Source organism: Buttiauxella brennerae ATCC 51605, assembly GCF_001654925.1.
In the GTDB taxonomy this organism is placed as follows: Bacteria; Pseudomonadota; Gammaproteobacteria; order Enterobacterales; family Enterobacteriaceae; genus Buttiauxella; species Buttiauxella brennerae.
Window position 1 is genome coordinate 42,776 of record NZ_LXER01000018.1, and the last position, 12,327, is coordinate 55,102.

At 52.7% G+C, this 12,327-nt stretch carries 16 protein-coding genes; 15 read left to right on the forward strand and 1 reads right to left on the reverse strand.

The annotated features are described in order from the left end of the window. Positions 1-122 precede the first annotated feature (122 nt). From fliF to rcsA, 14 genes are all read left to right on the forward strand, one after another. A complete protein-coding gene (gene fliF / locus M975_RS10910; RefSeq protein WP_064559251.1) occupies positions 123-1,808 on the forward strand; it encodes a flagellar basal-body MS-ring/collar protein FliF in 1,686 nt (561 codons plus the stop codon). Beyond that, complete coding sequence (gene fliG / locus M975_RS10915) at positions 1,805-2,797, forward strand: flagellar motor switch protein FliG (RefSeq protein ID WP_064512055.1); 993 nt, start codon at positions 1,805-1,807, stop codon at positions 2,795-2,797. The genes fliF and fliG overlap by 4 nt, the downstream gene beginning before the upstream one ends. Further along, a complete protein-coding gene (gene fliH / locus M975_RS10920; RefSeq protein WP_064559253.1) occupies positions 2,790-3,491 on the forward strand; it encodes a flagellar assembly protein FliH in 702 nt (233 codons plus the stop codon). The genes fliG and fliH overlap by 8 nt, the downstream gene beginning before the upstream one ends. Continuing rightward, positions 3,491-4,849, forward strand: a complete 1,359-nt coding sequence (fliI, locus tag M975_RS10925) for a flagellar protein export ATPase FliI (RefSeq protein WP_064559259.1) — start codon at positions 3,491-3,493, stop codon at positions 4,847-4,849. The genes fliH and fliI overlap by 1 nt, the downstream gene beginning before the upstream one ends. A gap of 62 nt (positions 4,850-4,911) precedes the next feature. Next, positions 4,912-5,355: a flagellar export protein FliJ gene (fliJ, locus tag M975_RS10930; RefSeq protein ID WP_064559260.1), complete on the forward strand. Its 444-nt coding sequence runs from the start codon at positions 4,912-4,914 to the stop codon at positions 5,353-5,355. After that, complete coding sequence (locus M975_RS10935) at positions 5,352-6,560, forward strand: flagellar hook-length control protein FliK (RefSeq protein WP_064559262.1); 1,209 nt, start codon at positions 5,352-5,354, stop codon at positions 6,558-6,560. Before fliJ ends, M975_RS10935 begins: the two co-directional genes overlap by 4 nt. Before the next feature lie 126 nt (positions 6,561-6,686). Next, positions 6,687-7,154: a flagellar basal body-associated protein FliL gene (fliL, locus tag M975_RS10940; RefSeq protein WP_064559347.1), complete on the forward strand. Its 468-nt coding sequence runs from the start codon at positions 6,687-6,689 to the stop codon at positions 7,152-7,154. 4 nt (positions 7,155-7,158) lie between these two features. Beyond that, entirely contained in the window at positions 7,159-8,163 is a 1,005-nt protein-coding gene (gene fliM / locus M975_RS10945; RefSeq protein ID WP_064559264.1) for a flagellar motor switch protein FliM, read from the forward strand. Then, positions 8,160-8,570, forward strand: a complete 411-nt coding sequence (gene fliN / locus M975_RS10950) for a flagellar motor switch protein FliN (protein WP_064559266.1) — start codon at positions 8,160-8,162, stop codon at positions 8,568-8,570. Before fliM ends, fliN begins: the two co-directional genes overlap by 4 nt. Before the next feature lie 4 nt (positions 8,571-8,574). Continuing rightward, positions 8,575-8,964, forward strand: a complete 390-nt coding sequence (gene fliO / locus M975_RS10955; RefSeq protein WP_064559268.1) for a flagellar biosynthetic protein FliO — start codon at positions 8,575-8,577, stop codon at positions 8,962-8,964. Continuing rightward, positions 8,964-9,701, forward strand: a complete 738-nt coding sequence (fliP, locus tag M975_RS10960; protein ID WP_064559271.1) for a flagellar type III secretion system pore protein FliP — start codon at positions 8,964-8,966, stop codon at positions 9,699-9,701. The genes fliO and fliP overlap by 1 nt, the downstream gene beginning before the upstream one ends. An 11-nt stretch (positions 9,702-9,712) precedes the next feature. After that, a complete protein-coding gene (gene fliQ, locus M975_RS10965; protein ID WP_064545507.1) occupies positions 9,713-9,982 on the forward strand; it encodes a flagellar biosynthesis protein FliQ in 270 nt (89 codons plus the stop codon). Continuing rightward, complete coding sequence (gene fliR / locus M975_RS10970; RefSeq protein WP_064559273.1) at positions 9,979-10,764, forward strand: flagellar biosynthetic protein FliR; 786 nt, start codon at positions 9,979-9,981, stop codon at positions 10,762-10,764. The genes fliQ and fliR overlap by 4 nt, the downstream gene beginning before the upstream one ends. 212 nt (positions 10,765-10,976) lie before the next feature. Further along, the gene (rcsA, locus tag M975_RS10975) at positions 10,977-11,600 is read left to right on the forward strand and encodes a transcriptional regulator RcsA (RefSeq protein ID WP_064559275.1); all 624 of its coding nucleotides are present in this window, start codon (positions 10,977-10,979) and stop codon (positions 11,598-11,600) included. A gap of 107 nt (positions 11,601-11,707) precedes the next feature. Here the strand turns inward: rcsA and dsrB are convergent, their stop codons facing one another. Next, positions 11,708-11,896, reverse strand: a complete 189-nt coding sequence (gene dsrB, locus M975_RS10980) for a protein DsrB (RefSeq protein WP_064512068.1) — start codon at positions 11,894-11,896, stop codon at positions 11,708-11,710. Positions 11,897-12,027: 131 nt separating this feature from the next. On the opposite strand from dsrB, the gene yodD reads away from it, so the two are divergent. Then, positions 12,028-12,249, forward strand: coding sequence for a YodD family peroxide/acid resistance protein (yodD, locus tag M975_RS10985; protein ID WP_064559277.1), 222 nt, complete (start codon positions 12,028-12,030; stop codon positions 12,247-12,249). Positions 12,250-12,327 lie beyond the last annotated feature (78 nt).

The following is a 12,327-nucleotide window of genomic DNA, read 5'->3' on the forward strand; positions in this document are numbered from 1 at the left end:
ATCGAAACTTCTGAGAAAGAAAATAATGACGTTGCCATCTATGTGGAACTTTTGTTGTGGGAGCTCGTTTTGTTCACTCTTTCTATTAAATATGTTGTCTATGCCCAGCCACGAGGCGCTCAATGACCGCTGCGGACCAGGCACAAACGCCACAAAACAAAACCCAGGAGTGGCTTAACCGCATTCGTGCAAATCCTAAAATCCCGCTGATGGTCGCCGGTGCTGCCGCTATCGCCATTGTTATGGCACTTGTGCTGTGGGCTAAATCACCTGATTACAAAGTGCTTTACAGCAATCTGGCCGATCAGGATGGTGGGGCAATCGTCACCCAGTTGACCCAAATGAATGTGCCTTATCGCTTCTCGGATAACGGCAGCGCGATTTTAGTCCCGGCAGATAAAGTCCACGAACTGCGTTTACGCATGGCCCAACAAGGGTTGCCGAAAGGTGGCGCGGTCGGCTTTGAGCTGCTGGACCAGGAAAAATTTGGTATCAGCCAGTTCAGCGAGCAAATTAACTACCAGCGTGCGCTGGAAGGTGAACTTGCCAGAACTATCGAAACTCTCGGCCCGGTTAAATCGGCGCGCGTGCATCTTGCGATGCCAAAACCGTCTTTATTTGTGCGCGAACAAAAATCCCCTTCTGCTTCCGTCACCCTTAACCTTGAGCCAGGCCGCGCGTTGGATGAAGGTCAAATCAGCGCTGTCGTTCATATGGTTTCCAGTGCCGTCGCCGGCTTGCCGCCTGGCAACGTAACGCTGGTTGATCAAGGTGGGCACCTGCTTACGCAGTCCAATACCGCAGGCCGCGACCTGAATGATGCGCAGCTTAAATATGCGATGGATGTCGAAAGTCGCTTCCAGCGCCGTATCGAGTCCATTCTCGGTCCGATCGTTGGCAGTGGTAATGTCCACGCCCAGGTCACAGCACAGATTGATTTTGCGAATAAAGAACAAACTCAGGAGCAGTATCACCCGAACAGTGACCCTTCTCAGGCGGCTGTCCGCTCTCGTCAGTTAAACCAAAGCGAGCAGGTAAATGGCCGTAACCCAGGCGGCGTGCCGGGTGCACTGTCAAACCAACCGGCACCCGCTAATAACGCGCCTATTTCCACGCCACCGCAAAATAATGCGGCGAATGCGCCACAACAAAATCAGTCGGCGTCGATGGGTGGGTCCAGCCCGACAGGTTCAAGTAACACGCAACGTGACGAAACCACCAACTACGAAGTCGACCGCACCATTTTGCATACCAAGCTGAACGTGGGTGATGTTCAACGCCTGTCCGTTGCGGTCGTCGTGAACTACCGCCAGCTAGCTGATGGCAAACCGCTGCCTCTCACGCCTGAGCAGATGAAGCAAATTGAGAACCTGACGCGTGAAGCGATGGGCTATTCCGATAAGCGCGGCGACACGCTCAACGTGGTGAACTCACCGTTTAGCGCAACAGAAGACACCAGCCTGGAGCTGCCATTCTGGAAGCAACAAGCCTTCTTCGAAATGCTGATGTCCGCAGGCCGTTGGTTGGTTGTGCTGATTGTTGCCTGGCTGCTGTGGCGCAAACTGGTTCGCCCACTCATTCAGCGCAAAGAAGTGGTGCAACAAGCCCAGCAGGAAGCACAACGCCAGCGTGTGGAAGAAGACGAAGCCGTTTCAGTCCGCCTGACTAAAGACGAACAGCAGCAACAACGCAAAGTGAATCAAAAACTGAGCGCTGAAGTGATGAGCCAACGCATTCGCGAGATGTCTGATAACGATCCGCGCGTCGTTGCGCTGGTGATACGCCAATGGATGAGTAACGAACTATGAGTATTAGCGGAACAGAGAAAAGCGCAATTCTGTTGATGACCATTGGCGAAGACCGTGCGGCAGAGGTGTTCAAGCACCTCAGCCCACGTGAAGTCCAGCATCTCAGTGCGGCAATGGCCAGCATTCGGCAGATTTCCAACAAACAACTGACCGAAGTGTTAGCTGAGTTCGAGCAAGAAGCCGAGCAATATGCGGCGCTGTCGATTAACGCCAACGACTACCTGCGTTCGGTGCTGATCAAAGCGTTGGGTGAAGAGCGTGCATCCAGCCTGCTGGAAGATATTCTCGAAACTCGCGAAACCACTTCGGGCATGGAAACGCTCAACTTTATGGAGCCGCAAAGTGCCGCCGATCTTATCCGCGACGAGCACCCGCAGATCATCGCCACGATTCTGGTTCATCTCAAACGCGCTCAGGCGGCCGACATTCTGGCGTTGTTCGACGAACGTTTACGCCACGATGTAATGCTGCGTATTGCCACCTTCGGCGGCGTGCAGCCTGCGGCCCTGGCAGAGTTGACCGAAGTGCTTAACAACCTGCTCGATGGCCAGAACCTCAAACGCAGCAAAATGGGCGGCGTGAGAACGGCAGCAGAAATTATCAACCTGATGAAAACGCAGCAGGAAGAAGCAGTTATCTCTGCTGTTCGCGACTTCGACGGCGAGCTGGCACAGAAAATCATCGACGAAATGTTCCTGTTCGAAAACCTGGTCGAAGTCGACGACCGCAGCATTCAACGCCTGTTGCAGGAAGTGGAGTCCGAATCGCTGCTTATCGCCCTCAAAGGTGCCGAGCAACCGCTGCGCGAGAAATTCCTGCGCAACATGTCGCAACGTGCGGCAGATATTCTGCGCGACGACCTTTCCAACCGTGGCCCGGTGCGCCTGTCGCAGGTGGAAAACGAACAGAAAGCGATTCTGCTTATCGTTCGTCGCCTGGCAGAAACCGGCGAGATGGTGATTGGCACCAGCGAGGATACTTATGTCTAACTCGCTGCCGTGGAAAATCTGGATGCCTGATGATTTAGCGCCGCCCTCACAGGCGTTCGAGCCGCTATTCCCGTCCGATACAGACAGTGATGGCGCTGAACAGCCCGAAGAAAGCGAGCCGGATTTACAACAGCAGCTTGCGCAATTGCAGATACAGGCACATGAGCAAGGCCACCAGCTAGGTTACGCCGCCGGCCAGGTCGCCGGTGCAGAAGAAGGCCGCAAAGCGGGTTTCCAGCAGGGCCTGGAGCAAGGCCTTGCTGAAGCTAAACAGCAGCAAGCGCCAGTGCATGCACGTATGCAGCAACTGGTGAGCGAGTTCCAGTACACCCTCGATGCGCTCGACAGCGTCATCGCATCGCGTCTGATGCAAATGGCACTGGAAGCCGCACGCCAGGTGATTGGCGAGACAAAAGGCATTGATAACACGGCGCTGATTAAACAGATCCAGTCGTTATTACAGCAAGAACCGCTGTTCAGTGGTAAACCGCAACTGCGCGTTCACCCGGATGATTTGCAACGTGTTGAAGAGATGTTGGGCGCCACCCTCAGCCTGCATGGCTGGCGTTTGCGTGGTGACCCGAGCCTGCATCAGGGCGGATGTAAAGTCTCAGCCGATGAAGGTGACCTCGACGCCAGTGTTGCCACGCGCTGGCAGGAACTTTGCCGCCTCGCAGCCCCTGGAGTGTTGTGATGACTGCGCGCCTGACTCGCTGGCTCAATTCGCTCGACACTTTCGAAGCGAAAATGTCGCAACTGCCGACGGTGCGCCGTTATGGTCGCCTGACGCGGGCAACCGGCCTGGTACTGGAAGCGACTGGCCTGCAATTACCGCTGGGTGCAACCTGCATTATCGAGCAGCATTCCCGCGACATCGAGTGTGAAGTCGTTGGTTTTAACGGCCAGCGACTGTTCCTGATGCCGCTTGAAGAAGTGGAAGGCATTCTGCCTGGCGCACGCGTTTACGCACGCGCAACCAGTGAAGGCGGTTTGCACAGCGGCAAACAACTCCCGCTTGGCCCGGCACTGCTGGGGCGTGTGCTTGATGGCAGCGGCCGCCCGCTAGACAGCCTTCCCGCCCCGGAAACCACCACGCTTGGCGCACTCGGTGCGGCTCCATTCAACCCTTTACAACGCACCCCCATCGAACACGTTCTCGATGTTGGCGTGCGCCCGATCAATGCGCTGTTAACGGTTGGCCGTGGGCAACGTATGGGTCTGTTTGCCGGTTCCGGCGTTGGGAAAAGTGTGTTGTTGGGCATGATGGCGCGCTACACCCAGGCCGATGTCATCGTCGTGGGTTTGATCGGTGAGCGTGGTCGCGAAGTCAAAGATTTTATCGAGAATATTCTTGGCCCTGAAGGCCGCGCCCGTTCAGTGGTGATTGCCGCCCCTGCTGACGTTTCACCGCTGTTACGTATGCAGGGTGCCGCGTACGCCACGCGTATCGCAGAAGACTTCCGCGACCGTGGTCAGCATGTCTTGCTGATTATGGACTCATTGACCCGTTATGCGATGGCGCAGCGTGAAATCGCGCTGGCGATTGGCGAGCCGCCTGCCACCAAAGGTTACCCGCCTTCGGTGTTTGCCAAACTCCCGGCGCTGGTCGAACGCGCGGGTAACGGCATTTCTGGCGGCGGTTCCATTACTGCGTTTTATACCGTGCTGACCGAGGGTGACGATCAACAAGATCCGATTGCCGACTCCGCACGCGCCATTCTTGACGGTCACATTGTCTTGTCGCGCCGTCTTGCAGAAGGTGGGCATTACCCTGCAATCGACATTGAAGCGTCGATCAGCCGTGCCATGACGTCATTAATTACCGATCAGCATTACGCCCGCGTTCGCCATTTCAAACAATTGTTATCCAGTTTCCAGCGTAACCGCGATTTGGTCAGCGTCGGCGCCTATGCCAAAGGCAGTGACCCACAGCTTGATAAAGCCATTTTGCTGTGGCCGCAACTGGAAGCGTTTTTACAACAAGGGATTTTTGAGCGCAGCGGCTGGGAAGAGGCGTGTCAGTCACTGGAGATTATTTTTCCAACGGTTTGATAACCCATCGTAGGTCGGATAAGCGCTCGCGCCATCCGACATAAGCTTGACGAGAGGTAACAATGAACCAAAGCACAGCACTGGATACCCTGCGCGACCTGGCAGAAAAAGAGGTCGAAGATGCAGCAGTACGCTTAGGGGAAATGCGCCGCAGCTGCCAGGCGGCAGAAGAACAGCTCAACATGCTGATGAACTATCAATTTGAATACAGCTCGAGCCTCAATAACAGCATGGCAGAGGGCATTGCCAGCAACCGCTGGCAGAACTATCAGCAATTTATACAGACGCTTGAGAAAGCCATCGACCAGCACCGCCAACAGTTGTTGCAGTGGAATAATAAGGTCAATCAAGCGCTTAATCTCTGGCAAGAAAAGCAAAAGAGATTGCAGGCCTGGCGCACATTGCAGGACAGAAAAGCGGCGCAGGTGTTGCTGGCCGAAAACAAACTCGATCAAAAACAGATGGATGAATATGCCCAGCGGGCAACTCTGAGGAAAGTAGAATGATGACACAGCCCCTGATGATTACTTCTCCTGATGTCACCACATCGACTGGCTCAGGCAGTGCCGCGACCACTGAAAAAGGGTCTGGCGAAGATTTCCTGAGCCTGCTCGGAAAAGCACTGCCGGGACAGCTCGCACTCGGTGAGGGTAAAACCCTGCCACTTGAAACCGCGCAGGACAAAACGGCAGGCAAAGCCACGGCCGCTGTTGATGAAAAAACAACGCTCGCATCGCTTTTGGATAATCTCGGTTCACCGGAAGCATTATCTGCCCTGCTCGCCAATGTGAAAAAAACGGGTACGGAAGATAAAACCGCGCAAGTCGATGCGCAAAATGAGCAAACGCATACCTTGAGTAATGCCGATATGCAGGCCTTGAGCGCGCTATTCGCCATGTTGCCTCAACAAGCACCAGCCAGCAGCGCAATGGTGATTTCGCCTGAGACAGATATAAGTGTAACCAGCGGGCTAACGTCCCTGCTGGCCGGTAGCGGCATTAAAACGCCTGTCACTACAGATAACCGTGGAAATGATGCGGTGGTCGATAAAACGGTGGCACTGGATACCTCTCCGGCCGCCAAAAACGCCCTCGCCACCAACGAGCCCCTTACCGATGCGAAAGCATTCACCGTCAATAATGCGGAAACCGGTAACCGTGATGCGGCGGCAAACAACACCACCACCGCGACGGCGCTCGCTACGCCAACCTTTAGCACCGCGACGGTTGCCACACCGGCTACTGCACAAATTGCCGTGCCTGTCGCACCGCAGATCAGCGCCCAGTTAGGCAGCCAGGAGTGGCAGCAGGCCGTGAGCCAGCACATCACATTATTTACGCGTCAGGGCCAGCAGTCCGCAGAACTACGCCTGCATCCTGAAGATCTGGGCCAGATTCAAATCAGCATGAAACTTGATGATAACCAGGCTCAGTTGCAGATGGTTTCAGCTCACAGCCACGTGCGTGCAGCACTGGAAGCGACATTGCCGAACTTGCGTATTGCGCTGGCAGAAAGCGGAATTGAGCTGGGGCAAAGCAGTATCAGCAGCGAAAGTTTTGCCGGGCAGCAACAGCAATCGGGCCAGCAACAGCAGCAGGCACAACGTTCAGGGGGCAATTTCCCGTCAATGGGTGATGCCGAATCCCTTGCTGTGCCTGCCAGCATTCAGCGTTTAGCGTCAGGTAATAACGCGGTAGATATTTTCGCCTGAGTCGCGTTCCCTAAGCTAAACGAGAAAGGTAGTCACAAATATCCCTTGTTTTCGGGCCTTTGAACGCCCGCAGACACGGGATAATCACCCCAATATGCAGTACCGAATACAGGAAAGATGCGTTATATGACTGACAACGCTTTGCCAAAAGGCCGCAAGCGCTCCATCTGGATGCCGTTACTGGTCCTGATCACTCTTGCAGCGTGCGCTACCGCAGGTTACAGCTACTGGCGTATGCATCAACAGCCAGCGACGGCTCAAGCTAAAGCACCAGAGCCACCGCCAGCACCGGTATTTTATGCACTCGATACCTTCACCGTGAACCTCGGTGATGCGGATCGCGTGTTGTACATCGGTATTACGTTGCGTCTGAAAGACGATGCCACGCGTCAACGTTTAAGCGAATTCCTGCCAGAAGTCCGCAGCCGTTTACTGCTGCTGTTTTCACGCCAGGATAGCGCCGCCCTTGCGACCGATGAAGGCAAACAGAAGCTGGTTGAAGCCATAAAAAATACCCTGGCACCACCGCTTGTCGCCGGTCAACCTCAACAGGCAGTCAGCGACGTGCTGTATACCGCCTTTATTTTGCGGTAACCCCATGGGCGATAGCATTCTTTCTCAGGCCGAAATTGACGCACTGTTAAATGGCGACAGTGACAACGCTGACGCACCGGCAACAAGCGTCACTAACGAAACCGACATTCGTCCGTATGATCCCAATACCCAGCGTCGCGTGGTGCGTGAGCGCCTGCAAGCGCTGGAGATCATCAACGAGCGTTTTGCCCGTCAGTTCCGTATGGGGTTGTTTAACCTGTTGCGTCGTAGCCCGGACATTACCGTTGGGGCGATTCGTATTCAGCCTTATCACGAATTTGCCCGCAACTTGCCGGTACCGACCAACCTCAACCTGATGCACCTCAAACCGTTGCGCGGTACTGGCTTGTTCGTGTTTTCACCAAGCCTGGTGTTTATCGCCGTTGATAACCTGTTTGGTGGCGACGGGCGTTTCCCGACCAAAGTGGAAGGCCGCGAATTTACCCATACCGAGCAGCGCGTGATTAACCGCATGCTGAAACTGGCGCTGGAATCTTACAGCGACGCATGGAAAGCCATTTATCCGCTGGAAGTGGAATATGTGCGTTCCGAAATGCAGGTGAAATTTACCAATATCACGACGTCACCGAACGACATCGTGGTGAACACGCCATTCCATGTCGAAATTGGCAACCTGACCGGCGAGTTTAATATCTGCCTGCCGTTTAGCATGATTGAACCGTTGCGCGAACTGCTGGTGAACCCGCCGCTGGAAAACTCCCGTCAGGAAGACCAAAGCTGGCGCGATACGTTGGTACGCCAGGTGCAGCATTCCGAGCTGGAACTGATTGCCAACTTCGCTGACATTCCGCTGCGCCTGTCGCAAATTTTAAAACTGAAGCCTGGTGACGTGCTGCCGATTGATAAACCGGACAGGATTCTGGCGCACGTTGATGGTGTTCCGGTACTGACCAGTCAGTACGGCACGCTTAACGGCCAGTACGCATTGCGCGTCGAACACTTGATCAACCCGATACTGAATTCGCTGAACGAGGAACAGCCCAAATGAGTGATATTAATCAACCGTCCGACGACAATGCAGGCTCTGTGGACGATCTGTGGGCTGATGCGCTGAACGAACAAAAAGTGTCGACCAAAAGCACTTCAGACAGCGTATTCCGTGCACTGGAAGGCAATGACATTGCCGGGGCGATGCAGGATATCGACCTGATTATGGACATTCCCGTTAAGCTGACGGTGGAATTAGGTCGCACACGCATGACCATTAAAGAACTGCTGCGCTTGTCGCAAGGTTCGGTTGTGGCGCTGGATGGCCTTGCGGGCGAACCGCTGGATATTCTGATCAACGGCTACCTGATTGCCCAGGGCGAAGTGGTGGTGGTGGCAGATAAATACGGTGTGCGTATCACTGACATCATCACGCCGTCTGAGCGTATGCGTCGTTTGAGCCGTTAAGCCAATGAAAACCCAGGCAACTGTACAACAAGCCGTGCCGCAACAGACGGCCACCAGCACTGAATCTCCGCTTGTGCAGGTGAGCGGTGCGTTAACGGCAATTATCTTCTTTATTTTGCTTGCCGCCTGGGTGGCAAAACGCTTTGGCTTTACACCGAAAACAGGCTCCAGCAAAGAGATGAAAGTCAGCGCCAGTTGTAGCGTTGGCGCGCGTGAACGCGTGGTAATTGTTGATGTGCAAGATGCACGTCTGGTGCTCGGCGTGACCGCCGGGCAAATCACTCATCTGCACACGCTGCCTGCCGCACCGGTTAGTGAAAGTGCAGCACCCGCTCAACCGGCAGATTTCCAGACTCTGATGAAAAACCTGCTTAAACGTAACGGGAAAGAATAATGAAACGTTGGCTCCCCTTCTCGTTGCTCGGCTTGTGGCTGGTGATGCCAGCCGCCTTCGCCCAGTTACCGGGCCTGATCAGCCAACCGATGTCTAACGGCGGGCAAAGCTGGTCACTGCCGGTTCAGACGCTGGTCTTTATAACCTCGCTGACTTTTCTACCGGCAATTTTGCTAATGATGACCAGCTTTACGCGCATCATCATTGTCTTTGGCCTGTTGCGTAGTGCACTGGGAACGCCCTCTGCACCGCCAAACCAGGTGCTGCTTGGGCTGGCGCTGTTTTTAACCTTTTTCATTATGGCGCCGGTATTCGACAAAATTTATACCGATGCTTATCAGCCATTTAGTGAAAACAAAATCCAGATGGATGAAGCGCTGGAAAAAGGCTCGAAGCCGCTGCGTGAATTTATGCTGCGCCAGACCCGTGAAGCGGATCTGGCACTGTTCGCACGCTTAGCCAATACCCCGCCGCTGGAAGGGCCGGAAGTAGTCCCGATGCGCATATTGTTACCGGCGTACGTAACCAGCGAGCTGAAAACCGCATTCCAGATTGGCTTTACCGTGTTCATTCCGTTCTTGATTATCGACCTGGTTATCGCCAGCGTACTGATGGCGCTGGGGATGATGATGGTGCCACCGGCAACCATTGCCCTACCCTTCAAATTGATGTTGTTTGTCCTGGTGGATGGCTGGCAGTTGTTAGTCGGGTCGCTTGCGCAAAGTTTCTATAGTTAGAGGGGAAAAAGATGACTCCTGAGTCGGTCATGATGATGGGCACCGAAGCGATGAAAGTGGCTTTGGCGCTCGCCGCCCCATTATTGATGGTGGCGCTGGTCACCGGTCTGATAATTAGTATGTTGCAAGCCGCCACCCAAATAAACGAAATGACGCTGTCGTTTATTCCAAAAATTCTGGCCGTGTTTGTCACTATTATCGTTGCAGGGCCGTGGATGCTGAATCTGCTGTTGGATTATATGCGCACGCTGCTGACGAACATTCCGATGAACATTGGATGATTCATATTGATAGCGGGCAGTGGCTCACATTATTAAGTATGGGTTTCTGGCCATTTATTCGTATTCTGGCGCTGATCTCGACAGCACCAATTCTGAGTGAACGCTCTATTTCCAAAAAGGTGAAAGTTGGCCTTGCGCTGATGATCACCTGGATAGTGGCCCCCACACTTCCGGCAACCGATGTGACGATTTTCTCCGCCGCCGGGTTCTGGCTCGCTGCACAACAAATTCTGATTGGCATTGCACTGGGCTTCACCATGCAGTTTGCCTTTGCCGCAATTCGTACCGCAGGTGAAATCATCGGCTTGCAGATGGGGCTTTCTTTCGCCACCTTCTTTGACCCAGGTAGCCGCCTGAATATGCCGGTCCTCGCCCGCTTTATGGACATGCTGGCGATGCTGCTGTTTCTGGTGTTTAACGGCCATTTATGGCTTATTTCGATGCTGGTCGATACTTTTCATACTCTGCCAATCGGCGGTAACCCCATTAACAGCAACGCGTTTATGGCGCTCACGCGGGCTGGCGGTTTAATCTTCCTCAATGGTTTGATGCTGGCATTGCCGTTAATCACCCTGCTCCTCACGCTGAACATAGCCCTGGGTTTGCTAAACCGAATGTCGCCACAGCTTTCTGTGTTTGTGATTGGTTTCCCATTGACGCTGGCAGTGGGCATGTTAGTGATGGCTGCATTAATTCCGTTAATGGCCCCGTTCGCTGAACACTTATTTGGCGAAGTCTTTAATTTGCTCTCCGATATTGTGAGCGAAATACCTGCAACTTAATTCCACATTGTTTGTATAGCCTTCGTAAGGATATTCCTAAAAACTTTTTTAAATAACATCCACCAGGATATATCCGGTGCGGCTTATATGCTTTTAGCTATCTCACATAACGTAACATTCACTTTACTTTGGGAACATTCTTAGCAAATTATACATAACTTTACTAGATAGTGAGTACGCCTAAAAATACTTAATTACAGGTGGGGGATGTTATGTCAACGATCATTATGGACTTATGCAGTTATACCCGACTGGGATTAACAGGTTATTTAACCAGCCGTGGCATCCGAAAACGACAGATGACCAACGTAGAGACGATAGATGCATTAGCGCTTGCTTGTGAGTCCCAGACGCCTAATGTGGTGTTTATTAATGAAGACTGTTTCATCCATGACGCTCAGAGCAGCGAGCGCATCAAGCAGATCATTAATCAACATCCCAGCACGTTATTTCTGGTATTTATGGCAATAGCGAATGTTCATTTCGATGAGTATTTATTAGTACGAAATAATCTGCTTATCAGTTCTAAATCGATTAAACCAGAATCGCTGGACGAAATACTTTCTGAATATTTAGCAAAAAATGCGCATTGTATCGGTCATATTAATTTACCCACGTTATCATTAAGCCGGACTGAGTCCAGCATGCTTAAAATGTGGATGTCCGGGCAAGGCACTATTCAAATATCTGACCAGATGAATATCAAAGCCAAAACGGTGTCGTCGCACAAAGGAAATATAAAACGAAAGATAAAAACACATAATAAACAGGTCATTTATCATGTGGTGCGCCTTACCGATAATGTCACGAACGGTATTTTTGTTAATTTACGCTAAAGCTTAATCGTCAGGTTAATGTCGGATGTCGCTACGCTAATCCGACCTGCGCGGTTGAGACAATTTTGCAGGGTGGATTAGCGCAAGCGACATCCACCTGAAATAGATTACTCAGAACGTTCGACAAAAACGCCATCGGGATGCCCCAGTTCATTAAAGAACCAGATCCCTAACGGATACTCTTCGAGCGACACGAGGTACATTGTCCCTTCGCTAAACTGCTCGACAGCTAACACCACGCCTGGCCGACGCGGGCCACCATCGGTTTTTACTGTGACGCGATCGTTGATATTCATAACAAAAATCCTCAGGTTTCTTTGTGCCAGTGTAGAACAAAAACGACTCATTCGCATCGCATGATGCGCAAGGTTATGCATTTTGTTAAGCGTCTATACTTAAACACGGGTACAGCCTGGAGGACGACTGCATGAAGACCGCGAAAGAGCTCAATGAAACCACACGTATCGATGTCGATGCGCTATTGGCGGCCATCAATGAGATTAGCGAAAGTGAAGTGACACGTGCGAGTGATAGCGACGATCCGCATCGAGTCAGTATCGATGGGCGCACATGGCATACCTACTCCGAATTAGCGGAAGCGTTTGAACTGGATATCCATGATTTTAGTGTGAACGAAGTGAACCGCTAGATCACATACGCGAAATAATTCGAGTTGCAGGGGATAAAAGAATCCCGGCAGGAACGCCGGGATCAAACTTGCGTAAGC

Bases quoted from the DNA above. Each gene is read 5' to 3' on its own strand.
- fliF (WP_064559251.1), top strand. From the start codon at position 123: ATGACCGCTGCGGACCAGGCACAAACGCCACAAAACAAAACCCAGGAG.
- fliG (WP_064512055.1), top strand. From the start codon at position 1,805: ATGAGTATTAGCGGAACAGAGAAAAGCGCAATTCTGTTGATGACCATT.
- fliH (WP_064559253.1), top strand. From the start codon at position 2,790: ATGTCTAACTCGCTGCCGTGGAAAATCTGGATGCCTGATGATTTAGCG.
- fliI (WP_064559259.1), top strand. From the start codon at position 3,491: ATGACTGCGCGCCTGACTCGCTGGCTCAATTCGCTCGACACTTTCGAA.
- fliJ (WP_064559260.1), top strand. From the start codon at position 4,912: ATGAACCAAAGCACAGCACTGGATACCCTGCGCGACCTGGCAGAAAAA.
- M975_RS10935 (WP_064559262.1), top strand. From the start codon at position 5,352: ATGATGACACAGCCCCTGATGATTACTTCTCCTGATGTCACCACATCG.
- fliL (WP_064559347.1), top strand. From the start codon at position 6,687: ATGACTGACAACGCTTTGCCAAAAGGCCGCAAGCGCTCCATCTGGATG.
- fliM (WP_064559264.1), top strand. From the start codon at position 7,159: ATGGGCGATAGCATTCTTTCTCAGGCCGAAATTGACGCACTGTTAAAT.
- fliN (WP_064559266.1), top strand. From the start codon at position 8,160: ATGAGTGATATTAATCAACCGTCCGACGACAATGCAGGCTCTGTGGAC.
- fliO (WP_064559268.1), top strand. From the start codon at position 8,575: ATGAAAACCCAGGCAACTGTACAACAAGCCGTGCCGCAACAGACGGCC.
- fliP (WP_064559271.1), top strand. From the start codon at position 8,964: ATGAAACGTTGGCTCCCCTTCTCGTTGCTCGGCTTGTGGCTGGTGATG.
- fliQ (WP_064545507.1), top strand. From the start codon at position 9,713: ATGACTCCTGAGTCGGTCATGATGATGGGCACCGAAGCGATGAAAGTG.
- fliR (WP_064559273.1), top strand. From the start codon at position 9,979: ATGATTCATATTGATAGCGGGCAGTGGCTCACATTATTAAGTATGGGT.
- rcsA (WP_064559275.1), top strand. From the start codon at position 10,977: ATGTCAACGATCATTATGGACTTATGCAGTTATACCCGACTGGGATTA.
- dsrB (WP_064512068.1), bottom strand. From the start codon at position 11,896: ATGAATATCAACGATCGCGTCACAGTAAAAACCGATGGTGGCCCGCGT.
- yodD (WP_064559277.1), top strand. From the start codon at position 12,028: ATGAAGACCGCGAAAGAGCTCAATGAAACCACACGTATCGATGTCGAT.